The following is a 23,647-nucleotide window of genomic DNA, read 5'->3' on the forward strand; positions in this document are numbered from 1 at the left end:
ATACAGGCGGGGTGACCCGCCTTTTTCGCAACAAGGAAAAGTGGAATGAAGCGTTCACACATTAATTATGCCGTCGATAAAGCGCATGCCATCGCCGAGACTTTTCGGGTTTGCCTGCCTGACTTTGCGTATTTTACGGCTGATGCCTGGCGGCAACAGGATCACACTCTGTGGCGTGAAGTGCTCGATCTCCAACTGGGCTGGGATATAACCGACTTTGGGCGCGGAGATTTTGCGCAAACGGGGCTGATGTTACTGACGTTGCGCAATGGTCAGTTAGGGTCAGCCAGCTACCCCAAACCGTACGCCGAAAAGATGCTGCAGATTCAGCAGGATCAGCAGACGCCATGGCATTTTCATCGCCATAAAATGGAAGATATCGTTAACCGTGGCGGCGGCGATTTATGTATGCAGTTGGCGTGGGCTACGCCTGATGACGGGTATGATGCCCGGCGCATTGTTGAGGTTAGCGTCGATGGTCAGCGGCGTTCCGTTGACGCTGGCGAGACGCTGGTATTGAAACCGGGGCAGGGGGTATGCCTGCCGCCGCGGTTGTATCATCGCTTTTGGGCGGAGAAAGCGTTCGTGCTGGGCTGGGAGATCTCGATGGTCAATGACGACCTGCATGACAATCACTTCCTTGAGCCAGGTGGTCGCTTCCCGGCGATAGAAGAGGATGAGCCGGTGAAGTGGCTGTTGTGCAGTGAATATGCGCGCTTACAGCGATAAACGGCGACCCGGTCGGCAAATCGCCGCCGGGCCGTCAGATTTTACTGCGCAGCGGGTGGGGCGGTAACTTCACTACCGGATACCACGCCCGCCTGCATGGTTTGCGTTACCTGCTGTTTCTCCACGTTCACCGCATGCAACTGGCCGCTGACCGTTGGCTTGAGTGGCGCATCGGCTTGAATATTGCCGCTGGCGGTAAGCTGGATGTTACCGTCGCCGGAAAGCGGCAGTGCGGGCCATCCCCACTGCTGCAGAATCGTCATTGGCACGCCGCGCCCGTTCAGGCTGACCTGAGTTTGACGCTGAGGCAACTGTGAAATACTGGCTGTGGCCTCCAGCAACCCTTTTTCCGTATAGGCGCTTAGTTCGCTGATATTGATGGTGCTGCTGTTCGCCGTCAGCGCCAGCGAAGGACGACGCACGTCGGTGCGGTTAAAGGTGCCGGCAGCGGCGTTGAGGTTAGCGCTCCCGCTCCAGATCCCCCACTGATTGTTCTGCACCAGCCCGAGGTTAGCACCGTAGCCGTCCAGCGCGGTGAGCTGCCATGGGAAGCTCGGGTCGATATCGATCACCAGATTACGGCTGGCGCTGAATTTCTTCAGCGTCAGGCTGGCTAGCCAGGCTGGTAGAGGTTTCATCCACAGCTGTTTCCAGTTTTCCGGCAGCGTGTACTCCAGACCGGCAATGGCGGCATCATCGAGGACCAGCGCTTTGTTGTTGCGCTGCCAGTTTCCGGATGTTCTGACCATTCCCCCTTCCCAGCGGGTGGTGAACTGGCGCAGCGCAATGCCCTGCGGCGAGAACTCGGCGTTCATAATCGGATCGAAAAAGTGCAGAGAGCCGTAGATAAACTCGCTGGCGTTCATCGACAGTTTTCCTTCCTGAGTTTGCCAGTCGTCCTTGCTGAAGGTCATGTTGCGCAAGCTCAGATCGAGATCCGTCACCGCCCAGTCAGGGCCTTGCAGACGGGCATCTGTTACTTCCAGACGACCAATTTGCAGGGAAGGAATAGTGCTTAGCGGAGCAAAAAACTCGGCCAGCGATTTGTCGCTTTGCAGCCGAATATCGTTCAGGCGCAGATTCTCTACTACCCAACTACCGTCGGCATTGCGTTGCGCCACGCCGGTTAATGCGCCTCGCGCCACGTCTGCGCCAATATTGCTCAGCGTCACACGGTCATGGTCAATACTGCCTTCAATCAATACGTTGGTCGTGGGGACGTCGTTCAGCGTCAACGAACTGGCGCTGAGCTGAATTTGCGCTTTACTCCCGAGAATTTTACCCGCCTCAGGACTCCAGGGAATGACTCCGCCGTTAACGCGCTGCGCGCTCAGGGTCCACTCGCTACCGGGACTGTTAAGCGCCATATCTTGCAATTGCAGGCGATCGGCCTGGAACGGCAGCGGCGCAGTTTGCTGGGAAAGATTCAGCGTGCCGTTTTGCAAAAGAATGGTGTCTACGTGCAGCGGGTCGGTGATTTGGCGGCTGCTCAGTCCAATATCGACCGTTTTGGCGACCAGCGTTGCGGGCTGACCATCCCGGCCAAAGGTGACGTTTTCCAGCAGAATATGGGAAGGAGAAGAAAACCGGTGATCGATGGCATCAAATGCCAGATGGTAGCTGCTGTTCTGCGAAACCCAGGCGCTGACGTGCTCTGCGCCCCAGCGGGTTTGCAGTAGAAAATATAAGCCGAGGATCGCCACTGCAAGGGCGATCAGCACGTAAAGAAGCAGCTTTCCAATAAATTTCATGGTCTTCCATCCCGCGAAGTGCACATAGTCAAGTTATGCACGATTTAGGCGCAATGCTCAAGGCGGGAATGGTGAAAGAGCGTTACAGCGGCGTTGATTCAGAATCAACGCCGCATTTTGCTTATTGCTTCTCTGGTGGGAACACCAGATTCAGAACGATAGCGGTAATACCGCCTGCGGCAATGCCGGAAGAGAGCAGGTTTTTCACCCAGTCCGGAGCGAACTGCAGGATCAGCGGCTGCTGGGAAACGCCGAGGCCGACGGCCAGCGACAGCGCGATAATCAGAATTGCGCGGCGGTTCAGCGGTTCGCGGGATACGATACGCACGCCGGATGCCGCGATAGTACCGAACATCACCAGCGTAGCACCGCCGAGTACTGGCTCAGGAATATGCTGTACAAAACCGCTGACCGCCGGGAACAGGCCCAACGCGATCAGCATCAGCGCAACCACAAAACCAACGTAGCGGCTGGCAACACCTGTTAACTGAATAACCCCGTTGTTTTGTCCAAAACAGGAGTTCGGGAAGGTGTTGAATACGGCTGAAACAAACGAGTTCAGACCGTTCGCCAGTACGCCGCCTTTCAGGCGTTTCATATACAGCGGACCAGAAACGGGCTGCTCGGAGACATCGGAGGTAGCCGTAATATCACCGATGGTTTCCAGCGAGGTAATCATAAACACCAGCATCAGCGGCAGCAGTAAGCTCCAGTCGATACCCAGGCCATAATACAACGGCGTTGGCACCATCAGCAGGTCCTGACTTACCGGCGCGGTATTTTGCGGCAGCATATCCATAAACCACGCCAACAGGTAACCTGCCGCCATCGCAATCACCAGTGACGCAACGCGCAGGTACGGGTTGCGCTGGCGGTTAAGCAGGATAATCAGCGCCAGCACGACGCCAGCCAGCAGTAAATTCTTTGGCGCGCCAAAGGTGTTGTCGCTCATTGCCGCATAGCCGCCGCCAATCGACGTCAGACCTACCTGAATCAGTGACAGGCCGATAATCATCACCACCACGCCTGAGACCAGCGGGGTAATGATACGACGCGCCAGATGCAGTACGCGTGAGATAACCATCTCAGTGCAGCTTGCCAGCATCAGTGTACCGAACAGCGCCGCCATCATGGTTGGGACATCTGCACCACCGGTTTTTAGCGCTGTACCGCCCATAATCAGTGGCGCAACAAAGTTAAAGCTGGTGCCCTGAATGGATAATAGCCCTGAGCCGACCGGCCCCCAGGCTTTGATCTGAATGATAGAAGCCACGCCGGAAGCGAACAGCGACATACTGATAATGTGTTGAGTATCCTGAGCCGGTAAACCGAGCGCCTGACAAATTAACAGCGCTGGGGTGATTACCGCGACGAACATGGCCAGCAGGTGCTGACAGGCGGCAAACAGGGTCTGGGCTAGCGGGGGGCGATCTTCAAGACGGTAAATCAGTTCACTGTTGTGAGTCTGCGCAACCGGTTGCGCATTTGTTGACTCTACGGCGTTAACGGACATCAGAGGCAATCCCATGGTGGAAAAGCGGTGATTTTATCTGACCATGGCGGAAATGCAAACGTTTGCTACCAGGTGTTCTTAATATTTAAAACGGATAAACAAACATTTTTATATAACTTTTCATGATTTTCTGCTTAAAATCCACACCGAAAACTCAATAAGAGCTAAAAATCGGTCTGGAATGCATCGTGCGTGATTGTGCTAAACGCACTAATGGAGTTGTAAATGTTTTATCTCGATACGTTATCAACGCTGGTTGCGGCAACCCTTGTGTTGCTGCTGGGACGTAAGCTCGTCCAGTCTGTTTCCTTCCTGAAAAAATACACCATTCCCGAACCTGTAGCTGGCGGATTGCTGGTGGCGATTGCGCTGCTGGTGCTGAAAAAAAGCATGGGTTGGGAAGTGAACTTCGATATGACCCTGCGCGATCCGCTGATGCTGGCATTCTTCGCCACTATCGGCCTGAACGCCAATATCGCCAGCCTGCGCGCGGGTGGCCGTGTGGTGGGTATCTTTCTGATTGTGGTTGTTGGCCTGCTGCTGATGCAAAACGCCATCGGTATTGGTATGGCGACTCTGCTGGGTCTGGATCCGCTGATGGGGCTGATCGCCGGTTCGATAACCCTCTCTGGTGGGCATGGAACCGGGGCCGCATGGAGCAAACTGTTTATTGAGCGCTATGGTTTCGCTAATGCGACTGAAGTGGCGATGGCTTGCGCAACGTTTGGCCTGGTGCTGGGCGGATTGATTGGCGGCCCGGTGGCCCGCTATCTGGTCAAACACTCTACCACGCCAGACGGCATGCCGGACGATCAGGCTGTGCCTACCGCATTTGAAAAGCCGGATGTCGGACGCATAATCACTTCGCTGGTGCTGATTGAAACCATTGCGCTGATCGCCATCTGTCTGACGGTGGGTAAAATCGTTGCACAAATGTTGGTCGGAACGGTGCTGGAACTGCCGACTTTCGTCTGCGTGCTGTTTGTTGGGGTAATCCTCAGTAACGGCCTGGCGTTAATGGGGTTTTATCGGGTGTTCGAGCGCGCGGTTTCGGTGTTGGGTAACGTTAGCCTGTCGCTGTTCCTGGCGATGGCGCTAATGAGTCTGAAGCTGTGGGAGCTGGCTTCTCTGGCCCTGCCGATGCTGGCAATCCTGGTTGTGCAGACCATTTTCATGGCGCTGTACGCGATATTCGTCACCTGGCGCATGATGGGTAAGAACTACGATGCCGCCGTGCTGGCAGCCGGACACTGCGGTTTTGGCCTCGGTGCGACACCCACGGCGATTGCCAACATGCAGGCAATTACAGAACGTTTTGGACCATCCCATATGGCGTTTCTGGTGGTGCCGATGGTGGGGGCGTTCTTTATCGATATCGTCAATGCGCTGGTGATTAAGCTGTATCTGCTGCTGCCGATTTTTGCGCAATAATGTCTGTGCGGCGGAGTCACATCCGCCGCCACTATGAATCTACTATGCGTTGGAGTAGCGCTCGGTTTCCGGCATCCAGCGTTCAATCAGCGCCACAGCCTGTTGCGGGTAACGTTCGTGAATATGACGGGCAATGCGCTGAACTTCCGGGATAATCGCCTGATCGCGCAGCAAATCTGCGACTTTAAATTCTGCCGTTCCGGTCTGGCGCGTACCCAACAGCTCGCCGGGCCCGCGGATCTCTAAATCTTTTTGCGCGATCACGAATCCGTCGTTGCTGTCGCGCAGAACCTGCAGGCGTTTTTGCGCGGTTTTTGACAGCGGCGATTTGTAGAGCAGGACGCAGTGGGAGGCCACCGCGCCACGACCTACGCGACCACGTAGCTGGTGCAACTGCGCCAGGCCCAAGCGCTCCGGGTTTTCAATAATCATCAGGCTGGCGTTAGGTACGTCTACGCCCACTTCAATCACCGTGGTGGCAACCAGCAGCTGCAATTCGCCCTGCTTAAAGGCCGCCATTACCGACTGCTTCTCTGCGGGCTTCATACGGCCGTGTACCAGGCCAATATTCAGCTCTGGCAGCACCAGTTTAAGCTCTTCCCACGTGGCTTCAGCGGCCTGAGCTTCTAACAAATCAGACTCCTCAATCAGCGTACAGACCCAGTACGCCTGGCGCCCTTCATGGGTACAAGCGTTGCGCACGCGGTCAATAATATCGCTGCGGCGGGTATCCGGAATTGCCACCGTGGTGACCGGCGTACGCCCCGGAGGGAGTTCGTCAATGACCGACGTGTCGAGATCGGCATAGGCGGTCATCGCCAGCGTACGCGGGATTGGGGTGGCGGTCATGATTAGCTGGTGTGGATGGAAACCCTGCTGCTGACCTTTCTCCCACAGCGCCAGGCGCTGATGTACGCCAAAACGGTGCTGTTCGTCGATGATAACCAGCGCCAGTCCGTTGAACTGCACCTGTTCCTGGAAAATTGCGTGCGTGCCGACAATCATCTGCACCTCACCGCTGGCGATAGCTTCCTGCTGTGCCAGGCGCGCTTTGCCTTTCTGTTTACCTGCCAGCCAGCCAACTTCAATACCCAGTGGCGCGAACCAGTTGCGGAAGTTATTGGCGTGCTGTTCAGCCAATAGTTCGGTGGGGGCCATCAGCGCAACTTGCTTACCATGTGCGATGGCACGTAGGGCGGCCAGCGCCGCAACCAGCGTTTTGCCGGAGCCGACATCGCCCTGCACCAGACGCATCATAGGGACATCCAGTGCCATATCGCGTTCGATCTCAGCGGTAACGCGGGCCTGGGCGCCGGTGGGTTTAAACGGTAGAGCCGCCAGCAGCTTATCTTTCAGCGCGTTGTTTGCGATCAGCGGCTGGGCGTGGAAACGTTGCGCCCCGGCGCGTAGTGCCAGCATGCTGAGGTTATGCGCCAGCAATTCTTCCAGAATCAGACGTCGCTGTGCTGGATGCTGACCGGTTTCCAGATCGCTCAACTGCAGTGACGGCGGTGGACGGTGCAATGTGCGCAGAGCTTCCGGCAGGCTCATCATACCTTGCAACAACTCTGGCGGCAGCAGTTCGGCAATGGCGCAGGTATCGAGCAGGTCCAGCGCTTGATCGGTCAGTTTGCGCAGCGTGGCCTGCTTCACGCCTTCGGTGGTTGGATACACCGGCGTGAGCGTTTCCTGCAATTCCGGCGTGCTGAGATCGCCCTGCACGCGATACTCCGGGTGGATCATCTCTGCGCCGTATTTTCCGCGTTTGGCTTCGCCATAGGCCAGCACCCGGCGACCGGTGGCGAGACTGTTTTTCATTGCGGCGCTAAAGTTGAAAAAGCGCATGGTGAGAATGCCGGAGCCATCACTGATCTGACAGGTCATCATCCGGCGTCCGCCGAAGGTGATATTGCAGTTAAGCACTTCGCCTTCTACGGTGGCGTAAACGCCCGGCAGCAGTTCGCCAATCGGGTACAGGTGCGTGCGGTCTTCGTAACGCAGAGGGAGGTGGAGCAGAAGATCCTGCACGGTGTGCAGGCCAATTTTCGCCAGTTTACTGCTTTGCGCTGCGCCAACGCCGGTCAGAGAATTGAGTGGGATGGCATCCAGTAAACGGCCTTTCATCGCGTTTATCTCGCAGATTGCATAGTGGCCCACCACGTTGCATCGGCTTCAATTTCGCCCTGCGTGTTTACGTGGGGGTAGGGAAGACCTTTGCGCTTAGCGACATTCGCCAGCACCGGATAACCGCCTTCAAACAGCAAACGCTGCTGCTCATCTTGCGCCAGCATGCTGTTTTCTCGTTGGTACATGCCGGCGTTTTGCCGCTGGCGCTGTGCTTCGTACAGAATCAGCGCGGAGGCGACCGAAACGTTCAGCGATTGCACCATGCCAGTCATGGGAATGATGATGTCCTGATCCGCCAGATCCAACGCTTCCTGAGTGATGCCGGTTTTCTCCTGGCCCATCAGGATGCAGGTGGGGCGCGTGTAATCAATCTCGCGAAAATCCACGGCTTTATCTGACAGATGTGTTGCCAGAACCTGCATGCCCTGGCTTTTTAAATGTGTGACCGCATCGCCAATAGTGCGGTGAGTCTTCACCTGTACCCAACTGTTGCTGCCTGCGGCAGAAGAGGCCATGGTGCGCATACGGCTACCAGGCCAGACGGCGTGGACTTCATGCACGCCGACCGCGTCTGCAGTACGAATGATTGCAGAAACGTTATGAGGTTTGTGGACCTGCTCCATGCAGACGGTCAGATCGGGCTGACGACGTGCGAGCATCTCGCAAATACGTGCATAACGTTGAGTATTCATAAAACGTGTTCTAGTTACGGTTACGGGTGACTTTTATCACGTCTGGCATGACGCGGATTTTGCGCATGATATTCGCCAGGTGCACGCGATCGCGAGCGGTCAGGCGAATAAAGGCGCTATAGACGCGGCCATCTTTCTCTTCCGTATTCAGACTTTGAATGTTGGAGGTGGTCGTGTTGATTGCCGCCGTCAGGTTTGCCAGAGCACCCTGGTGGTTAAACATATCCACCTTAATCTCGGTGATGAACTCCTGTTCTGTCTCTTTATCCCATTCCACCGCCATAAACTTCTCTGGCTCTTTTTGATAGCCACGAATGTTACGGCAGGATTCATGGTGAATCACCAGACCTTTACCCGGACTGACGTGGGCAATGATTGGATCGCCAGGAATCGGACGACAGCATTTCGCGAAGGTGATCAGCACGCCATCTGCGCCTTTGATCGGCAGATGACCGTGACCAGATTGCGCTGGCACGTTTGCCGTTGCTTCGCCCTGCTGGAGGTTTTTCGCTACTACCACGCTCATGGCGTTACCCAGACCGATTTCCGCGAGCAGATCGTCAAGCGTGGCGAGCTTCATGCGCTCAAGCTCACGCTGGATGCTCTCTGGCGGGATCTCAGCCAGTTTACGGCTACCGCCTAAGGCATGGTTGAGCAGTCGACGACCCAGACTGACGGAATCATCGCGCTTGAGGTTTTTCAGCAGTTGGCGAATTTTGGCGCGCGCTTTCGAACTGACGACGAAGTTGAGCCACGCTGCATTCGGACGGGCGCCCGGAGCGGTAATAATCTCAACGGTCTGGCCGCTAAAGAGCGGCTGCGAAAGCGGGTAAGGTTGTCTGTCGACGCGTGCGCCGACGCAGGCGTGACCGATATCGGTATGCACGGCGTAGGCGAAGTCGACAGGCGTTGCACCGGCAGGCAGTTCGACAATGCGCCCTTCCGGTGTGAAAACATAAATCTCATCCGGGAAGAGATCAGATTTGACGCTTTCAATAAATTCAAACGAGCTACCGGCGCTCTGCTGCAGTTCCAGCAGACTTTGCATCCAGCGTTGAGCGCGGATTTGTGCGGTGGTGCTGCTTTCGCCGCCGTGCTCTTTGTAAGCCCAGTGCGCTGCTACACCCATCTCTGCCATCTGGTCCATGTCTTCGGTACGAATCTGTACTTCAACCGGGACGCCGTGAGGGCCGATCATTGAGGTGTGCAAAGACTGATATCCGTTCGCTTTCGGAATGGCGATATAGTCTTTCACGCGACCAGGACGAGGTTTGTACAGGCTGTGCATCTGGCCGAGTACGCGATAACAGGTATCGGAATCATGAACGATAACGCGAAAAGCGTAGATATCCATGATGGAGTGAAAACGCTGCTCTTTGAGCACCATTTTGCAGTAAATAGAGTACAGGTGCTTCTCGCGGCCACTTACGCGACACGGAATACCTGCTTCCTGTAAACGCCCTTCGATTTCCGAGAGGATTTTTTGAATCATCTCTTTGCGGTTGCCACGAGCGGCTTTAACCACTTCTTTAATCACGCGATAGCGGTTCGGGTACAGCGCTTCAAAACCCAGCTCTTCCAGCTCGGTTTTAATGTGATGAATACCTAAACGGTGTGCCAGCGGGCTATAGATTTCGAGGGTTTCACGGGCGATGCGGCGACGCTTGTCCGGGCGTAATGAGCCCAGCGTGCGCATATTGTGGGTACGGTCAGCGAGTTTGATGAGAATGACGCGGATATCCTGCACCATCGCCATAATCATCTTGCGAAAGTTTTCAGCTTGCGCCTCTTTCTTATCGCGAAACTTAAGCTTATCAAGTTTCGACACCCCTTCTACCAGTTCAGCAACGCTTTTACCAAAAAGCTGTTCCATGTCCTGGTAGGTGGCTGGGGTATCTTCAATCACGTCATGCAGCAGCGCAGCCATCAGCGTTTCATAGTCGAGTTTCATCTCGGCCAGAATGCAGGCTACCGCTACCGGGTGCGTGATATAGGGTTCACCGCTTGAACGTGTCTGGCCCTCGTGAGCGTCACGTGCAACGAGATACGCCTGCCGAAGACGCTTAATCTGGTCTTCCGGCAGGTAGTTTTGAATCAGTTGATTCAGGCTTTCAAACAGATACAAGGGCGACCCGCTTTGTGATTAACGACGACCTTCAGCAATAGCGGTAACGGCTTGTAATTCAGCGGCTTCCTGCTCTTGCTGTTCCTGGCGCTCACGCACGTCGAGGATCTGGTTGTTGATCAGACCTTCTTCGATTTCGCGCAGCGCGATAACGGTAGTTTTATCGTTTTCTTCCGGTACGAGCGGATCCTTTCCGCCTACCTGCATCTGACGAGCGCGACGCGCGGCGACCAGTACCAGGTCAAAACGGTTACCAATTTTCTCTACAGCGTCCTGAACAGTTACGCGTGCCATACTTAAAATGCTCCACAGGTGAAGAAATGACTGGGCATGATACTGAATGTGGGTTCAGTCTGCCAACAGTTTGCTGATTAAAGCGTCATGACGCTGCTTTTGGCGGCTCATGCGCAGACGTTCGGCGCGAATGATAGTTTTCAAATCGCCCAGGGCGGTATCGAAATCATCATTCACAATAAGATAATCATATTCGGCGTAATGGCTCATTTCTGCAACAGCTTGCGCCATACGTTTTGCGATCACGTCTTCGCTATCCTGACCGCGGCCACGAAGACGGCGATCCAGCTCAATCTTAGATGGTGGCAAAATAAAAATACTGCGCGCATGCGGCATTTTTTGACGAATTTGCTGCGCACCTTGCCAGTCGATATCTAAAAAGACGTCTACGCCGGATGCTAACACTTGCTCAATGGCCTCACGCGAGGTGCCGTAGTAATTCCCGAAAACCTCAGCGTGTTCCAGGAACGCGTCTCTGCCAATCATGGTTCTGAATTCGTCATGGTTCACGAAAAAATAGTGTTCACCGTGCACTTCCCCCGGGCGCGGTGCGCGCGTGGTGTGCGAAACAGAAACCTGGGTGTCATACAACGGTTGGGTCTTTAATAAAGCCTGAATCAGGCTGGATTTACCCGCGCCACTGGGGGCAGAAACAATATAAAGCGTGCCTTGAGCCATGAGTATCTTAATGTATGTGATTGTCGAAAGAGAGCCTACATACGGGCTTATTATACACGTAGCCGCTATGTGACGTAGCCCTTGTCACACTTTTTGCGCATGTTTATTGCGTTTTGCGTACCAGTTTCCTGTTTTATCCGCGGTTTGCAGCAATTCGTGCAAATGTCAGGAACGTTGCTCGCAGGATGATTTTTTGCCTCTCTGTTTCCATTTCAATTCGCGTTATATCTGCCGGGAAACGTACTGTTCAGCGGAGATAGCATGGGATTATGGAAATGCATAGGGCTGGTTTTGCTAATGTGGTATCTACCCTCATGGGCGGTATGCCCCGTCTGGTCGCCTGCCAGGGCACAAGAGGAAATTTCACGACTACAGCAGCAGATAACACAGTGGAATGACAGTTACTGGAAACAGGGAGAAAGTGTCGTAGACGACGCCGTTTATGACCAGCTCAATGCGCAACTCATCCAATGGCAGCGCTGTTTTGGCGATGAAGCCCCACCAGATCTATCTGCGCCCCCAATAAGTGGAACAATCTCGCACCCCGTTCCCCACACGGGAGTTCGAAAACTTGCCGATAAGCAAGCGCTACAGCAATGGATGCATGCTCGTAGCGATCTCTGGGTGCAGCCGAAGGTGGATGGCGTGGCGGTCACGCTGGTTTATCGCAATGGAAATCTGATACGGGCGATTAGCCGTGGTAACGGTCTGAAAGGCGAAGACTGGACGCAAAAGGTTCTTCAGATCCCTTCCGTTCCACGTACTACCACCGGGCCGCTCTCTAACAGTACGTTGCAGGGGGAGATATTTTTGCAGCAACAAGGGCATATTCAGCAGCAGAGAGGGGGAATGAACGCCCGCTCAAAGGTTGCTGGAATGATGATGCGCCAGAGCAACCCGGAAATGTTACGCTCGCTGGCTATTTTTATCTGGGCCTGGCCTGATGGTCCAGTTGCTATGTCGGAAAGACTTGAGCTACTCACTGCTGCCGGGTTCAGTTTCACGCAACGATATACTCAGGCCGTGAAGAGTGTGGATGACGTCGAGCAGGCGCGCGCCAGGTGGTGGACTTCAGCGCTACCTTTTGTGACGGATGGTGTGGTGGTGCGAACGGGAAAAGAACCGCGGGCGCAATACTGGCTACCCGGACAGGGAGACTGGCTGGCAGCGTGGAAATATCCTCCCGTGGCCAGGGTATCTGAGGTGACGGGTATTCAGTTCTCCGTTGGCAAAAGCGGGAAAATTGCGGTGGTTGCATTGCTGGTCCCTGTCATGCTGGATGATAAGCGGGTGCAGCGCGTCAATATTGGCTCAATCCGGCGCTGGAATGAATGGGATATTGCGCCTGGCGATCAGATTCTGATAAGTCTGGCCGGACAGGGGATTCCCCGTATTGATGAGGTGGTCTGGCGCAGCACCCAGCGTAATAAGCCAGCACCACCTGAGGGGCGCTTCAATTCACTAACTTGTTTTTATGCCACAGCGGAGTGTCAGGAACAGTTTGTTGCCAGGCTCGTCTGGCTGGGGGCCAAAGATGTGTTAGGGCTGGAGGGTATGGGCGAGGCGGGATGGCGGGAGCTACATCAGACGTATCGCTTTGAACATATCTTTTCCTGGCTTGGATTAACACAGGAGCAGCTACAGTCCACATTTGGCGTGAACAAAGGGGGGAAGCTGTGGCATCAGTTCAATCTGTCACGCCATCTTCCATTTAAGCGCTGGGTGATTGCCATGGGAATACCGTTAACACAGGCAACGTTGAATGCCAGTCGGGATGGTTCGTGGCAGCAGTTACGGGATCGCAGTGAACAAAGCTGGCGGCAATTTCCTTTCATGGGAGAGCGACGGGCACGACAGGTTATTCAGTGGCTGGAGGATAAAGAGATCACAGCGCTGAGCAACTGGTTAGCTGCTCAGCGGATCACGGGCTTTATGCCTTAATGGCCTTCATGGCGATAGTAAAATACCGGCAGCCCCAACTTCAGGCGCAGGGCCAGTAGTCGGGCGGTAAAGCCGAAGAGCAGGGTAGAGATCACCACCACATCGTGGCTGGAGACATAATGTTGTAGCACGATATACAGCACAGCAGCGGCAAATGAAACGCCGGCATACAGTTCTTTCTGGAATACTAACGGGATGCGTTTGCAGAACATGTCACGTAATACACCACCAAAGACCCCGGTAGTGACCGCAGCGACTACGGCAATAATCGGTCCATGACCCATATCCAGTGCCACCTGGGCACCAATAATAGAAAAGACCACTAGGCCCAGCGCATCTAGGACGAGGAATATTTTACGCAGATAGGGCATTACGGGGGCAATAATGGTGGTGAGTACCGCAGCGGTCGCCACGATAATGACGTATTCAGGGTGCTTTACCCAGCCGAGTGGATAGTGGCCGAGAAGGATGTCGCGTACCGAGCCGCCGCCAATGGCCGTCGCGGTGGCAATGATAATGACGCCAAATGTATCCATACGGCGACGCCCAGCCGCAAGCGCACCGGTCATGGCTTCGGCAGTAATACCAATTAAATATAAAACGTGTAACAGCATGTCTTCCCCCTGATTTGCTGGGGCTAAGGTTAACGATTTGTGCGCATTGTCACGATTGAGATTTTCTAAGGTGAAGCAATTTTAATAACTACAGCTAATGTGAGTTTGCTGTAAATGCGTTATGGCATGCGCTTTACTTTATGAATGGTGACAATAAATGATGAGAAAATATAATTCGAAGTGGATGGGTCACAACCGAAGTGTTGGGAAAAACACGTAGCCCCGTCGTTTATGGGTGGGCTACGTGGAATGGAGTTTACTCGATATTCTGAATTTGCTCGCGCATTTGCTCGATCAATACCTTCAGTTCAATTGCGGAATTAGTCACCTCGGCATTGATAGACTTGGATGCAAGAGTGTTCGACTCACGGTTGAATTCCTGCATCATGAAGTCCAGACGACGGCCAACAGCCTCTTTTTTCTTCAGAATGTTGTAGGTTTCTTTGACGTGGGCTTCCAGACGATCTAACTCTTCTGCTACATCGATGCGCTGCGCCATCAGCACCAGTTCTTGCTCAAGGCGGTTATTCTCCAGTTGCACTTGGGCGTCTTCCAGTTTGGCTACCAGACGCTCACGCTGCCATTGCAGAATTTCCGGCATATGTGCACGCACTTTAGCGACTTCAGTGCTGACGCCTTCCAGACGCTGCTCGATCAGCGCTTTCAGCGCCTGACCTTCGGTTTCACGCGCGACGATGAAGTCATCCAGCGTACCGTCAAGCGCGGCGAGGATTTCAGCGGCAATGGCGTCCAGATCTTGTTCCTGGGCAGCCATCACGCCTGGCCAGCGCAGGATATCAACTGGGTTAATTTCACCTTCATCACTCTGCATTTTGACCCAGTTAGCAGCGCTAACGAGCTGTTTAGCGAGCTTTTCATTTAGAATCAGCTCGCCCTGGGCGCTGGCATCAGGCTCAAAACGCAGCGTACACTCGACTTTACCGCGCGTCAGACGCGTGCGAATACGTTCGCGAACAACGGGTTCAAGACTACGGAACTGTTCCGGCAGGCGAAAATAAGTTTCCAGATAACGCTGGTTTACCGAGCGCATTTCCCAGGTAGCGCTACCCCATTCACCCTTGATTTCACGCCGGGCGTAGGCGGTCATGCTGCGGATCATAGACGTTCCTGTTTTTAAAGATGAGATGGGAGGATTATAGCCATCCACGTCTTGTCAGGATAGGAATAACAGTCGGAAGTCCGTATAATGCGCAGCCACATTCGTTTCAAGCCGGAGATTTTATCATGCGTTCAGCAGGTCGTAGTGCCAACCAGGTGCGTCCCGTCACCCTGACCCGTAATTATACAAAACACGCTGAAGGCTCCGTGCTGGTCGAATTTGGTGATACCAAAGTGCTGTGTACCGCCTCTATTGATGAAGGCGTACCGCGTTTTCTGAAAGGTCAGGGCCAGGGCTGGATCACCGCAGAATATGGCATGCTGCCACGCGCCACGCACACCCGTAACGCCCGTGAAGCGGCGAAAGGTAAGCAGGGCGGTCGTACCATGGAAATCCAGCGTCTGATCGCTCGTGCGCTGCGCGCCGCCGTTGATCTGAAGACGCTCGGTGAATTCACTATTACGCTGGACTGCGATGTTATTCAGGCAGATGGCGGTACGCGCACTGCATCAATTACCGGCGCATGTGTGGCGTTGGCTGATGCGCTGAACAAGCTGGTTGCTAGCGGTAAACTGAAAACTAACCCGATGAAAGGGATGGTCGCCGCGGTTTCCGTGGGCATTGTGAACGGTGAAGCGCTCTGTGACCTCGAATATGTTGAAGACTCTGCCGCAGAAACCGACATGAACGTGGTGATGACTGAAGACGGCCGCATTATAGAGGTGCAGGGCACGGCAGAAGGCGAGCCGTTCAGCCATGAAGAACTTCTCACCCTACTGGCGTTAGCCCGAGGGGGAATCGAATCCATTGTAACGACGCAGAAGGCGGCGTTAGAAAATTGATTTTAAAGGCGACTGATGAGTCGCCTTTTTTTTGTCTGTAATAAAGTGAGATGAGGAGCGAATCCATGAAACCGTATCAGCGCCAGTTTATTGAGTTTGCGCTTAGCAAGCAGGTACTAAAGTTTGGCGAGTTTACGCTGAAATCCGGGCGTAAAAGCCCCTATTTCTTCAACGCCGGGCTGTTTAATACCGGGCGCTGCCTGGCACTGTTAGGCCGTTTTTATGCCGAAGCGCTGATGGATTCCGGTATTGAGTTCGATTTGCTGTTTGGTCCGGCCTACAAAGGTATCCCGATTGCGACCACCACGGCTGTTGCGCTGGCGGAACACCACGATAAAGATTTGCCGTACTGCTTTAACCGTAAAGAGGCGAAGACCCACGGTGAAGGCGGTAATCTGGTAGGTAGCGCACTTGAGGGGCGTGTAATGCTGGTGGATGATGTTATCACTGCAGGTACGGCTATTCGTGAGTCGATGGAAATTATTCAGGCTAACGGCGCTACGCTGGCGGGGGTACTGATTTCTCTCGATCGTCAGGAACGCGGTCGCGGCGAGATTTCAGCGATTCAGGAAGTGGAACACGATTATGGCTGCAAGGTGATTTCTATCATTACCCTGAAAGATCTGATTGCGTATCTGGAAGAAAAACCAGAAATGGCAGAACACCTGGCCGCAGTACGGGCGTATCGCGAAGCGTACGGCGTATAAGAACTGCCGGATGGCGCTGCGCTTATCCAGCCTACGCACCGCAGGGTTCGTAGGCAAAATAGGCGAGGTCGCCATCCAACAACGGTGTTACTGCAATTGAGCGGCAACCAACGGCCAGCGGATGTCGAAATCATCCGTTGGGCGGTATTTAAATTCGCTACGTACAAACCGGGACAGCATACCTTCGCAGAAAGCCAGTAGCTGGCTGGCCAGCAGCGTTTCATCCACGGTGTAGCCTTCACCTTCACGCATTCTTTTTTCTCGCAGAACCTGGCGTAACTGCGCCTCAATTCGCTCAAAAAGCTGGTTAATACGGCCTTGCAGACGGTCTTGCTCGAACATCAATGCGTGTCCGGTCAGAATTCGCGTCAGGCCAGGATTACGTTCACCGAACCCTAAAATCAGCAGTACGATCAGACGCAATCGCGCGTTAGTGTCTTTTTCATCTTTCAAAATCAGATTGATACGGGTAATCAGACTATCTTCGATAAACTCAATCAGGCTATCGAACATGCGGGTCTTGCTGGGAAAATGGCGATACAAGGCCGCTTCGGAAACGCCCACAGAGGCCGCCAGTTTAGCTGTCGTGATGCGTTGGCTACCATCGCTGGACTCAAGCATCAGTGCCAGAGACTGAAGTATTTCTTCGCGACGATTCCTTTTCGCAGTTTGCTTTTCTACCATGTTACAAAATACCCCTGAAAATAAGCTCTTGCCAGGCAGGCATCCACACAGCGACCGCAAACTGGTGTTTGCGGTGTGTTATTGCGTTATTACGCTGTGAGATACTTTTCTGCGGGTTACTTGCGCCCGGAATGGCCGAAGCCACCTTCGCCACGATCGGTGGCTTCAAACTCTTCCACCAAATTAAATTCAGCCTGGACGACCGGTACAAATACCATCTGCGCGATACGTTCGCCCGGTTCAATAGTAAAGTTGTCCTGACCACGGTTCCAGATTGAAACCATCAGCTGGCCCTGGTAGTCGGAATCAATCAAACCGACCAGATTGCCCAGTACGATCCCGTGCTTATGGCCCAGCCCGGAGCGCGGGAGCATCACCGCCGCAAGAGAAGGATCGGCAATGTGGATAGCTAACCCGGTTGGCACCAGCGTTGTTGCGCCAGGCGCCAGTTCTACGGCGTCATCAAGACAGGCACGCAGGTCAAGTCCGGCAGAACCAGAAGTGGCGTACGTCGGGAGCGGAAATTGTTGCCCTACGCGCGGGTCCAGAATCTTAACGTCGATTTTTTTCATCATAACGGGTCACGATCTCGTCGAGTAATAATTGGCCCAGGAGTTCTTTGCGCTCAAGCGGTAAGACTTTATCTCCATCCTGCCAAAAAAGGTGTAATGCGTTGCTGTCGCTGTTAAATCCTTGAGTGGACAGCGAAACGTCGTTCGCACAGATCACATCAAGGTTTTTGCGGATGCGTTTTTGCCGGGCATATTCTTCCACATTATTTGTTTCGGCGGCAAACCCAACGACAAAAGGACGATTAGCATCCAGTGCGGCAACACCAGCGATGATGTCCGGGTTTTTGACCATTTTTACTGTTAATTCATCACCCTGCGTTGCCTGTTTTTTGATTTTTTCACTGGCGACAGTTTCAGCGCGATAATCAGCGACTGCGGCGCAGCCGATAAAAATATGCTGTTGTTGCACCGCAGATTGCACGGCGGCTTCCATTTCCAGCGCGGTCATCACATCAATGCGCTGGACAAAAGGCGGTGTAGGTAACGAAACCGGACCTGATACCAGCGTGACGTTTGCCCCGCGTTTTGCGGCAGCGGCCGCGATAGCAAATCCCATTTTCCCGGAGCTGTGGTTGGAAATATAACGCACGGGATCAAGCGGTTCACGCGTCGGGCCTGCTGTAATCATGATGTTGAGATGTTGCAGATCTTTGACAGGTGAAAAATGTTCTGCCGCCATATCCACAATTGTTAACGGATCCAGCATACGTCCAGGACCGACATCACCACATGCCTGACTACCGCTGTCAGGACCCCAAATGAGCAAACCGCGCGAGGCAAGAATGCCCAGATTGTGTTGGGTAGCGGCGGCGCGGTACATCTGCTGGTTCATAGCCGGCAGCACGGCAACAGGCGCTGGCGTTGCCAGACAGATCGTAGACACCAGATCGTTGGCCATACCTGCGGCAACGCGGGCAATCAGGTCTGCCGTCGCTGGGGCCAGTATAACCAAATCGGCCCATTTCCCCAGTTCAATATGGCCCATCGCGGCTTCGGCTGCGGGGTCAAGCAGGCTGTCGGAAACGGGATAGCCCGAAACCGCCTGTAAGCTCAGAGGAGTAATAAACGCTTTTGCTGCTTCGGTCATCGCCACGCGGACGTCTGCGCCGCGTTCCCGTAAACGACGCACCAGCTCAGGGGTTTTGTACGCAGCAATCCCGCCACTGACGCCAAGTACGATTTTTTTACCGGCCAGGCTCATCATGATCTTTCCTGTTGGGTTTCACCAGAAGGCGGATATTTTATCACAATCCGCAATGTGTCGTGCTTTTGCCCGCGCTCCAGTTTGCGAGGCTCTACGAAGAAGTGAAAACAGAGCGTCGATTCGCCGCTGGCGTTATGCCACTATGCGGACGCGAAAGGAGGGGAAAAGCATGGAAAATACAGGACGTATAATGCCTAGGGAAAAGCTGTTGGCGCAGGGGGCCAGTTCGCTGACCGACGTAGAGCTACTGGCTCTTTTTCTACGCACCGGGATACTGGGTAAAGATGTGCTTACGCTGGCGAAAGAGATGCTTCAGCATTTTGATTCGTTGTATGGCCTGTTGTCTGCTGATTACATGGATTTCAGCTATGTTCAGGGCATCGGTATCGCGAAGTACGCACAGTTGAAGGGAATAGTGGAGCTGGCAAGGCGCTACTACAACGTACAGGTGATAGAGGAGCGTGCGATACTTAGCCCGGAAATGGCGCGTGAATTTCTGCAAAGCCAGCTTTCGCAAGAGGAACGCGAGATCTTCTATGTGATCTTTATGGATTCTCAACATCGCGTGATTAAACACCGTAAACTTTTTTCCGGAACGCTAAGCCACGTTGAAGTGCATCCGCGAGAAATTGTCCGCGAAGCGATAAAAATGAATGCTTCTGCGGTGATCCTTGCACATAATCACCCTTCGGGGTGTGCAGAGCCGAGCAAAGCAGATAAACTCATCACCGAGCGTGTTGTGAAATGCTGTCAGTTCATGGATATCCGGGTGCTTGATCATCTGGTCATTGGGCGCGGAGAGTACGTTTCTTTTGCGGAACGCGGTTGGATTTAACGCACTTTACGCGATCCATCGGGATCTTTGTCTGTTCGGGACTTGAGCACATCGCTGACTCAGCGTATACTACGCCACCTTTGAGAATCTCGGGTTTGGCATTTGGGCCTGGCAATCGAGAGTTCGCAAATACGCAAAATCATTCTTGTTGCGTCCAATGACGAGGCAACGATGAAAGATTTAGTGTATTGAACTGCGATAACCGGGCTGAGAAGCCTGACGAGGCGCCAATACCCCATACGAAGCTCGAGCTAATTTGATTTTTGGAGAATAGACATGTCCCGAGTCTGCCAAGTTACTGGCAAGCGTCCGGTGACCGGTAACAACCGTTCCCACGCACTGAACGCGACTAAACGCCGTTTCCTGCCTAACCTGCACTCTCACCGTTTTTGGGTTGAGAGCGAGAAGCGTTTTGTCACCCTGCGTGTATCTGCTAAAGGTATGCGTGTTATTGATAAGAAAGGCATCGAAACAGTTCTGTCTGAACTGCGTGCCCGTGGCGAAAAGTACTAAGTACTAAGAGGAAATAAATCATGGCTAAAGGTATTCGTGAGAAAATCAAGCTGGTTTCTTCTGCTGGTACTGGTCACTTCTATACCACCACGAAGAACAAACGTACTAAGCCGGAAAAACTGGAGCTGAAAAAGTTCGATCCAGTTGTTCGTCAGCACGTTTTATACAAAGAAGCGAAAATCAAATAATTTCCGCTTTGATGTAAAGAAAAACCCTGCCTCGGCGGGGTTTTTTGTTTTCTGGCCGTCCCCATATTAATGAAATCTGATACACCGCCGGAGATACTATGCCTGAATTACCTGAAGTCGAAACCAGCCGCCGCGGTATTGAGCCGCATCTGGTGGGGGCAACGATTATGCACGCGACTGTGCGTAACGGTCGTTTGCGTTGGCCAGTATCAGAGGAAATCTATCGTCTGAGTGATAAACCTGTCCTGAGCGTACAGCGGCGCGCGAAATACCTGCTGCTGGAGCTATCAGATGGCTGGGTAATCATTCACCTGGGGATGTCGGGTAGTTTGCGTATCCTTTCTGAAGAGCTTCCGGCAGAAAAACATGACCACGTCGACTTAGTGATGAGTAACGGCAAAGTCCTGCGCTATACCGATCCGCGTCGTTTTGGCGCCTGGCTGTGGACTAAAGAGCTGGATGGGCATAATGTCCTCGCCCATCTTGGCCCTGAGCCGCTGAGCGACGATTTCAATGCTGGTTATCTGCAGCAGAAATGTGCGAAGAAGAAAACTGCGATTAAACCCTGGCTGATGGATAACAAGCTGGTCGTGGGGGTGGGAAACATCTATGCCAGCGAGTCGCTGTTTGCGGCTGGTATCCATCCTGACCGTCTGGCGTCATCTTTGTCGCAGGATGAGTGCGAACTGCTGGTGCGCGTTATCAAGGCGGTTTTGCTGCGTTCTATCGAGCAGGGCGGGACCACGCTGAAGGACTTTCTGCAAAGTGACGGTAAGCCGGGCTATTTTGCCCAGGAGCTGCAGGTCTATGGGAGAGAAGGTGAACCCTGTCGCGTATGCGGCGCGCCAATCATTGCGACAAAACACGCTCAGCGCACAACGTTTTATTGCCGCCGCTGTCAGAAATAACACCATTATCGGCCGGACGTAGCGTATGCCTCATCCGGCCAGACGCATTACTTCAGTTTACTCAATAATGCCTGATGAACGTTTTCCGGCAGAAAGTGCGCTACGTCACCCTGGTGGCGGGCAACTTCTTTCACCAGTGACGATGAGATAAATGACCACTCTTTAGACGGCATCAGAAAGACGCTTTCCAGTTGTGGCATCAGATGACGGTTCATATGGGCCAGCTGCATTTCATACTCAAAATCGGCTACCGCACGCAGGCCACGGATCAGAATGTTAGCCTGATTATCGCGGGCAAAGTTTGCCATCAGATCGCTGAATCCCAGAACCTCCACATTACCGAGATGCGCCGTTGCCTGTTGTGCCAGCTCAACGCGCTCTTCCAGAGTAAACATCGGTTTTTTACTGGGACTTGCGGCAATCGCCAGGATTACGTGATCGAACATGCTTGTCGCTCGTGTCACGATATCGAGGTGGCCGTTAGTAATGGGATCAAAGGTTCCTGGATAAATCGCCCGTTTTTGCATGACTTGCCTCAATGCGTTTTGGGTGGCAGATAAGGTTCCAGCAGCTGCAGCAGACGCTGAAGCGCGCCCTGATTTTGATACAGAACTTCAACTGCGTGACGGCCATAAAAATTACGATAATCTGCATCGGTCAGTAAAGAAGAGACCTCTTTCACCAGCGTAGTTGCGTCGGTGACGGTGATCAATCCGCTTGCCTGTTCGAGGCGGGCGCAAATATCTTTAAAATTAAAAGTATGTGGCCCCATCAGTACCGGAATGGCGTGCGCCGCGGCTTCCAGTGGGTTGTGTCCACCGCGTTCAACCAGCGAACCGCCAACAAAAGCAAGGTCAGCAATGCCGTAAAGCAACATCAACTCGCCCATAGTGTCGCCGATTACGACCTGGGTTCCTGATGACGGAACTTCGCCCGAAGAACGTGTCGTATAGCTTAGCCCAGCCTGGCGTACGAGGTTAATGGCATCCGGGAACCGTTCAGGATGTCTGGGTACCAGAATCAGTAAAAGATTAGGGAACTGGTTTAATAACGCCTGATGGGCGGCAATGATAATGCTTTCTTCGCCGTCGTGCGTGCTGGTTGCAATCCATACCGGGCGGTGAGGTGCCCATTGACGACGCAATGTAATCGCTTTTGCGGCCAACTGCGGCGTGACGGAAATATCAAACTTCAGGCTACCGGTAACGGTGACCTGATTGCTTCTGGCACCAAGCGTGATAAAACGAGCGCCATCTTCTTCGTTCTGGGCGGCAATCAACGTAATTCGACGCAGTAGCCTGCCAACAAATTTACCTAATTTAGCGTAGCCAGCAGCTGAGCGAGCGGAAAGACGTGCATTGGCAATGACCAGCGGAATATGGCGCTTATGCAGTGCCGCGATCAGATTCGGCCACAGCTCGGTTTCCATAATTAGCACCAGCTTGGGGTCAACTTTATTCAGGAAACGGTTTAGGGCATCCGGTAAGTCGTACGGCAGATAAATATGCTGAACGTCAGGGCCAAAAGCGGATTGTACGCGCTCGGAACCGGTTGGCGTCATGGTGGTGACCGTGATCGGCAAGTCGGGGTAACGATGTCGCAGAGCGCGGACTAATGGGATAGCTGCCAGCGTTTCGCCCACGGAAACCGAATGAAGCATGATGCCGCCTGGTTTTAGCGGACGGCGGTAAAAGCCGTAGCGTTCACCCCAGCGTTTACGGTAGGCCGGAGCCTTACGTCCGCGCACCCAAAGCCGTACCCAGATCAAAGGCTGAATAAGGTAGAAAAGGGCGGTGTAAAGCAATTCGAGCATAATGGTAGCTGACTTATGAATGTGCTGGGGATTCTATGTATTTAGCTGTGGCTTTACCATCATTTTTATCCAGGTTGTCTCAAAACGATGGAATTCGTGAGGCATTGTTTTAACCGGTAGCTATTTCAAAAATGTCTATTGGTACATTTACATGACTTAACGTCTTGTGCGGCGTGAATTTTCTCGTGAATTGCTTCATTTTATATCTTAATGTTTTTAATAGGTTATTTTAAAGTTTGTTCAAAAAATATTCATTTCGGAATGCGTGATAATAAATGATATACTACTGCGCAATTTCAGGTAGCTAGCAGGCAGAAACCTTTCGAAAACATGGGAAGTAATCTTTGGTCGGTTCATGCAAGGATT

23 protein-coding genes are annotated in these 23,647 nt (G+C 53.3%); 9 read left to right on the top strand and 14 right to left on the bottom strand.

Features of this window, described 5'->3' with window-relative positions; genetic code table 11:
• Window positions 1-45 precede the first annotated feature (45 nt).
• Entirely contained in the window at window positions 46-729 is a 684-nt protein-coding gene (locus HV314_RS00555; protein WP_181547070.1) for a D-lyxose/D-mannose family sugar isomerase, read from the top strand.
• Window positions 730-770: 41 nt separating this feature from the next.
• On the opposite strand, the gene HV314_RS00560 is transcribed toward HV314_RS00555, so the two are convergent.
• Both HV314_RS00560 and xanP read right to left on the bottom strand, forming a co-directional pair.
• On the bottom strand, window positions 771-2,480 hold the full coding sequence (locus tag HV314_RS00560) for an AsmA family protein (protein ID WP_016155010.1): 1,710 nt from the start codon (window positions 2,478-2,480) through the stop codon (window positions 771-773).
• 121 nt (window positions 2,481-2,601) lie between these two features.
• Window positions 2,602-3,993 (bottom strand): xanthine/proton symporter XanP, encoded by a 1,392-nt coding sequence (gene xanP, locus HV314_RS00565; protein ID WP_003024026.1) that lies wholly within the window; start codon window positions 3,991-3,993, stop codon window positions 2,602-2,604.
• A 225-nt stretch (window positions 3,994-4,218) separates the two neighbouring features.
• Between xanP and gltS the strand changes: the two genes are divergently transcribed.
• Window positions 4,219-5,424, top strand: coding sequence for a sodium/glutamate symporter (gltS, locus tag HV314_RS00570; protein WP_016155009.1), 1,206 nt, complete (start codon window positions 4,219-4,221; stop codon window positions 5,422-5,424).
• A 42-nt stretch (window positions 5,425-5,466) separates the two neighbouring features.
• On the opposite strand, the gene recG is transcribed toward gltS, so the two are convergent.
• The 5 genes from recG to gmk are packed head-to-tail and all read right to left on the bottom strand — an operon-like array spanning window position 5,467 to window position 11,340.
• The gene (gene recG, locus HV314_RS00575) at window positions 5,467-7,548 is read right to left on the bottom strand and encodes an ATP-dependent DNA helicase RecG (RefSeq protein WP_016155008.1); all 2,082 of its coding nucleotides are present in this window, start codon (window positions 7,546-7,548) and stop codon (window positions 5,467-5,469) included.
• A gap of 5 nt (window positions 7,549-7,553) precedes the next feature.
• Window positions 7,554-8,243 carry a tRNA (guanosine(18)-2'-O)-methyltransferase TrmH gene (trmH, locus tag HV314_RS00580; RefSeq protein WP_047415767.1) on the bottom strand — a complete coding sequence of 230 codons (690 nt, stop codon included), beginning with the start codon at window positions 8,241-8,243 and terminating at the stop codon, window positions 7,554-7,556.
• Window positions 8,244-8,253: 10 nt separating this feature from the next.
• The gene (gene spoT / locus HV314_RS00585; RefSeq protein WP_003024038.1) at window positions 8,254-10,368 is read right to left on the bottom strand and encodes a bifunctional GTP diphosphokinase/guanosine-3',5'-bis pyrophosphate 3'-pyrophosphohydrolase; all 2,115 of its coding nucleotides are present in this window, start codon (window positions 10,366-10,368) and stop codon (window positions 8,254-8,256) included.
• Window positions 10,369-10,386: 18 nt separating this feature from the next.
• Window positions 10,387-10,662, bottom strand: coding sequence for a DNA-directed RNA polymerase subunit omega (gene rpoZ / locus HV314_RS00590; protein WP_000135058.1), 276 nt, complete (start codon window positions 10,660-10,662; stop codon window positions 10,387-10,389).
• 54 nt (window positions 10,663-10,716) lie between these two features.
• Window positions 10,717-11,340 (bottom strand): guanylate kinase, encoded by a 624-nt coding sequence (gene gmk / locus HV314_RS00595; protein WP_016155006.1) that lies wholly within the window; start codon window positions 11,338-11,340, stop codon window positions 10,717-10,719.
• Between the two features lie 261 nt (window positions 11,341-11,601).
• Between gmk and ligB the strand changes: the two genes are divergently transcribed.
• The gene (ligB, locus tag HV314_RS00600; protein ID WP_181547072.1) at window positions 11,602-13,281 is read left to right on the top strand and encodes an NAD-dependent DNA ligase LigB; all 1,680 of its coding nucleotides are present in this window, start codon (window positions 11,602-11,604) and stop codon (window positions 13,279-13,281) included.
• On the opposite strand, the gene HV314_RS00605 is transcribed toward ligB, so the two are convergent.
• Both HV314_RS00605 and HV314_RS00610 read right to left on the bottom strand, forming a co-directional pair.
• Window positions 13,278-13,895 carry a trimeric intracellular cation channel family protein gene (locus HV314_RS00605; protein ID WP_003024049.1) on the bottom strand — a complete coding sequence of 206 codons (618 nt, stop codon included), beginning with the start codon at window positions 13,893-13,895 and terminating at the stop codon, window positions 13,278-13,280. The genes ligB and HV314_RS00605 overlap by 4 nt on opposite strands.
• 256 nt (window positions 13,896-14,151) lie before the next feature.
• Complete coding sequence (locus tag HV314_RS00610) at window positions 14,152-15,015, bottom strand: YicC/YloC family endoribonuclease (RefSeq protein ID WP_019078038.1); 864 nt, start codon at window positions 15,013-15,015, stop codon at window positions 14,152-14,154.
• Between the two features lie 125 nt (window positions 15,016-15,140).
• On the opposite strand from HV314_RS00610, the gene rph reads away from it, so the two are divergent.
• Window positions 15,141-15,857, top strand: a complete 717-nt coding sequence (gene rph / locus HV314_RS00615) for a ribonuclease PH (protein WP_181547074.1) — start codon at window positions 15,141-15,143, stop codon at window positions 15,855-15,857.
• 65 nt (window positions 15,858-15,922) lie between these two features.
• Complete coding sequence (pyrE, locus tag HV314_RS00620) at window positions 15,923-16,564, top strand: orotate phosphoribosyltransferase (RefSeq protein ID WP_181547076.1); 642 nt, start codon at window positions 15,923-15,925, stop codon at window positions 16,562-16,564.
• Between the two features lie 87 nt (window positions 16,565-16,651).
• Here pyrE and slmA read toward each other — a convergent pair whose 3' ends face one another.
• The 3 genes from slmA to coaBC all read right to left on the bottom strand — a co-directional run bounded on the left by slmA (window position 16,652) and on the right by coaBC (window position 19,021).
• Window positions 16,652-17,248, bottom strand: a complete 597-nt coding sequence (slmA, locus tag HV314_RS00625) for a nucleoid occlusion factor SlmA (RefSeq protein WP_016154989.1) — start codon at window positions 17,246-17,248, stop codon at window positions 16,652-16,654.
• Between the two features lie 116 nt (window positions 17,249-17,364).
• Window positions 17,365-17,823 carry a dUTP diphosphatase gene (dut, locus tag HV314_RS00630; RefSeq protein WP_016154988.1) on the bottom strand — a complete coding sequence of 153 codons (459 nt, stop codon included), beginning with the start codon at window positions 17,821-17,823 and terminating at the stop codon, window positions 17,365-17,367.
• Window positions 17,801-19,021 (bottom strand): bifunctional phosphopantothenoylcysteine decarboxylase/phosphopantothenate--cysteine ligase CoaBC, encoded by a 1,221-nt coding sequence (coaBC, locus tag HV314_RS00635; protein WP_088583168.1) that lies wholly within the window; start codon window positions 19,019-19,021, stop codon window positions 17,801-17,803. Before coaBC ends, dut begins: the two co-directional genes overlap by 23 nt.
• Window positions 19,022-19,193: 172 nt before the next feature.
• Here coaBC and radC point away from each other — a divergent pair, with 172 nt between their 5' ends.
• The 4 genes from radC to mutM all read left to right on the top strand — a co-directional run bounded on the left by radC (window position 19,194) and on the right by mutM (window position 21,468).
• Window positions 19,194-19,859, top strand: coding sequence for a RadC family protein (gene radC, locus HV314_RS00640; RefSeq protein ID WP_016154986.1), 666 nt, complete (start codon window positions 19,194-19,196; stop codon window positions 19,857-19,859).
• A 276-nt stretch (window positions 19,860-20,135) separates the two neighbouring features.
• Entirely contained in the window at window positions 20,136-20,372 is a 237-nt protein-coding gene (gene rpmB / locus HV314_RS00645; protein ID WP_003024071.1) for a 50S ribosomal protein L28, read from the top strand.
• A 20-nt stretch (window positions 20,373-20,392) separates the two neighbouring features.
• Entirely contained in the window at window positions 20,393-20,560 is a 168-nt protein-coding gene (gene rpmG, locus HV314_RS00650; RefSeq protein ID WP_003024094.1) for a 50S ribosomal protein L33, read from the top strand.
• A 98-nt stretch (window positions 20,561-20,658) separates the two neighbouring features.
• Window positions 20,659-21,468 (top strand): bifunctional DNA-formamidopyrimidine glycosylase/DNA-(apurinic or apyrimidinic site) lyase, encoded by an 810-nt coding sequence (gene mutM / locus HV314_RS00655; RefSeq protein WP_019078041.1) that lies wholly within the window; start codon window positions 20,659-20,661, stop codon window positions 21,466-21,468.
• A 47-nt stretch (window positions 21,469-21,515) separates the two neighbouring features.
• On the opposite strand, the gene coaD is transcribed toward mutM, so the two are convergent.
• Together coaD and waaA are read right to left on the bottom strand one after the other, a co-directional pair.
• The gene (gene coaD / locus HV314_RS00660) at window positions 21,516-21,995 is read right to left on the bottom strand and encodes a pantetheine-phosphate adenylyltransferase (protein ID WP_016154984.1); all 480 of its coding nucleotides are present in this window, start codon (window positions 21,993-21,995) and stop codon (window positions 21,516-21,518) included.
• A gap of 8 nt (window positions 21,996-22,003) precedes the next feature.
• Window positions 22,004-23,281 (bottom strand): lipid IV(A) 3-deoxy-D-manno-octulosonic acid transferase, encoded by a 1,278-nt coding sequence (gene waaA, locus HV314_RS00665; RefSeq protein WP_016154983.1) that lies wholly within the window; start codon window positions 23,279-23,281, stop codon window positions 22,004-22,006.
• Window positions 23,282-23,647: the final 366 nt, after the last annotated feature.

The organism is Citrobacter sp. RHBSTW-00887 (genome assembly GCF_013728095.1).
In the GTDB taxonomy this organism is placed as follows: domain Bacteria; phylum Pseudomonadota; class Gammaproteobacteria; order Enterobacterales; family Enterobacteriaceae; genus Citrobacter; species Citrobacter braakii.

What these genes read in the sequence shown, in the direction of transcription:
- HV314_RS00605 (WP_003024049.1), bottom strand. Translation starts at nt 13,895, where the DNA reads ATGCTGTTACACGTTTTATATTTAATTGGTATTACTGCCGAAGCCATG.
- rpmB (WP_003024071.1), top strand. Translation starts at nt 20,136, where the DNA reads ATGTCCCGAGTCTGCCAAGTTACTGGCAAGCGTCCGGTGACCGGTAAC.
- rph (WP_181547074.1), top strand. Translation starts at nt 15,141, where the DNA reads ATGCGTTCAGCAGGTCGTAGTGCCAACCAGGTGCGTCCCGTCACCCTG.
- coaBC (WP_088583168.1), bottom strand. Translation starts at nt 19,021, where the DNA reads ATGAGCCTGGCCGGTAAAAAAATCGTACTTGGCGTCAGTGGCGGGATT.
- rpmG (WP_003024094.1), top strand. Translation starts at nt 20,393, where the DNA reads ATGGCTAAAGGTATTCGTGAGAAAATCAAGCTGGTTTCTTCTGCTGGT.
- ligB (WP_181547072.1), top strand. Translation starts at nt 11,602, where the DNA reads ATGGGATTATGGAAATGCATAGGGCTGGTTTTGCTAATGTGGTATCTA.
- pyrE (WP_181547076.1), top strand. Translation starts at nt 15,923, where the DNA reads ATGAAACCGTATCAGCGCCAGTTTATTGAGTTTGCGCTTAGCAAGCAG.
- trmH (WP_047415767.1), bottom strand. Translation starts at nt 8,243, where the DNA reads ATGAATACTCAACGTTATGCACGTATTTGCGAGATGCTCGCACGTCGT.
- dut (WP_016154988.1), bottom strand. Translation starts at nt 17,823, where the DNA reads ATGATGAAAAAAATCGACGTTAAGATTCTGGACCCGCGCGTAGGGCAA.
- xanP (WP_003024026.1), bottom strand. Translation starts at nt 3,993, where the DNA reads ATGTCCGTTAACGCCGTAGAGTCAACAAATGCGCAACCGGTTGCGCAG.
- coaD (WP_016154984.1), bottom strand. Translation starts at nt 21,995, where the DNA reads ATGCAAAAACGGGCGATTTATCCAGGAACCTTTGATCCCATTACTAAC.
- HV314_RS00610 (WP_019078038.1), bottom strand. Translation starts at nt 15,015, where the DNA reads ATGATCCGCAGCATGACCGCCTACGCCCGGCGTGAAATCAAGGGTGAA.
- waaA (WP_016154983.1), bottom strand. Translation starts at nt 23,281, where the DNA reads ATGCTCGAATTGCTTTACACCGCCCTTTTCTACCTTATTCAGCCTTTG.
- HV314_RS00555 (WP_181547070.1), top strand. Translation starts at nt 46, where the DNA reads ATGAAGCGTTCACACATTAATTATGCCGTCGATAAAGCGCATGCCATC.
- rpoZ (WP_000135058.1), bottom strand. Translation starts at nt 10,662, where the DNA reads ATGGCACGCGTAACTGTTCAGGACGCTGTAGAGAAAATTGGTAACCGT.
- HV314_RS00560 (WP_016155010.1), bottom strand. Translation starts at nt 2,480, where the DNA reads ATGAAATTTATTGGAAAGCTGCTTCTTTACGTGCTGATCGCCCTTGCA.
- gltS (WP_016155009.1), top strand. Translation starts at nt 4,219, where the DNA reads ATGTTTTATCTCGATACGTTATCAACGCTGGTTGCGGCAACCCTTGTG.
- recG (WP_016155008.1), bottom strand. Translation starts at nt 7,548, where the DNA reads ATGAAAGGCCGTTTACTGGATGCCATCCCACTCAATTCTCTGACCGGC.
- gmk (WP_016155006.1), bottom strand. Translation starts at nt 11,340, where the DNA reads ATGGCTCAAGGCACGCTTTATATTGTTTCTGCCCCCAGTGGCGCGGGT.
- mutM (WP_019078041.1), top strand. Translation starts at nt 20,659, where the DNA reads ATGCCTGAATTACCTGAAGTCGAAACCAGCCGCCGCGGTATTGAGCCG.
- slmA (WP_016154989.1), bottom strand. Translation starts at nt 17,248, where the DNA reads ATGGTAGAAAAGCAAACTGCGAAAAGGAATCGTCGCGAAGAAATACTT.
- radC (WP_016154986.1), top strand. Translation starts at nt 19,194, where the DNA reads ATGGAAAATACAGGACGTATAATGCCTAGGGAAAAGCTGTTGGCGCAG.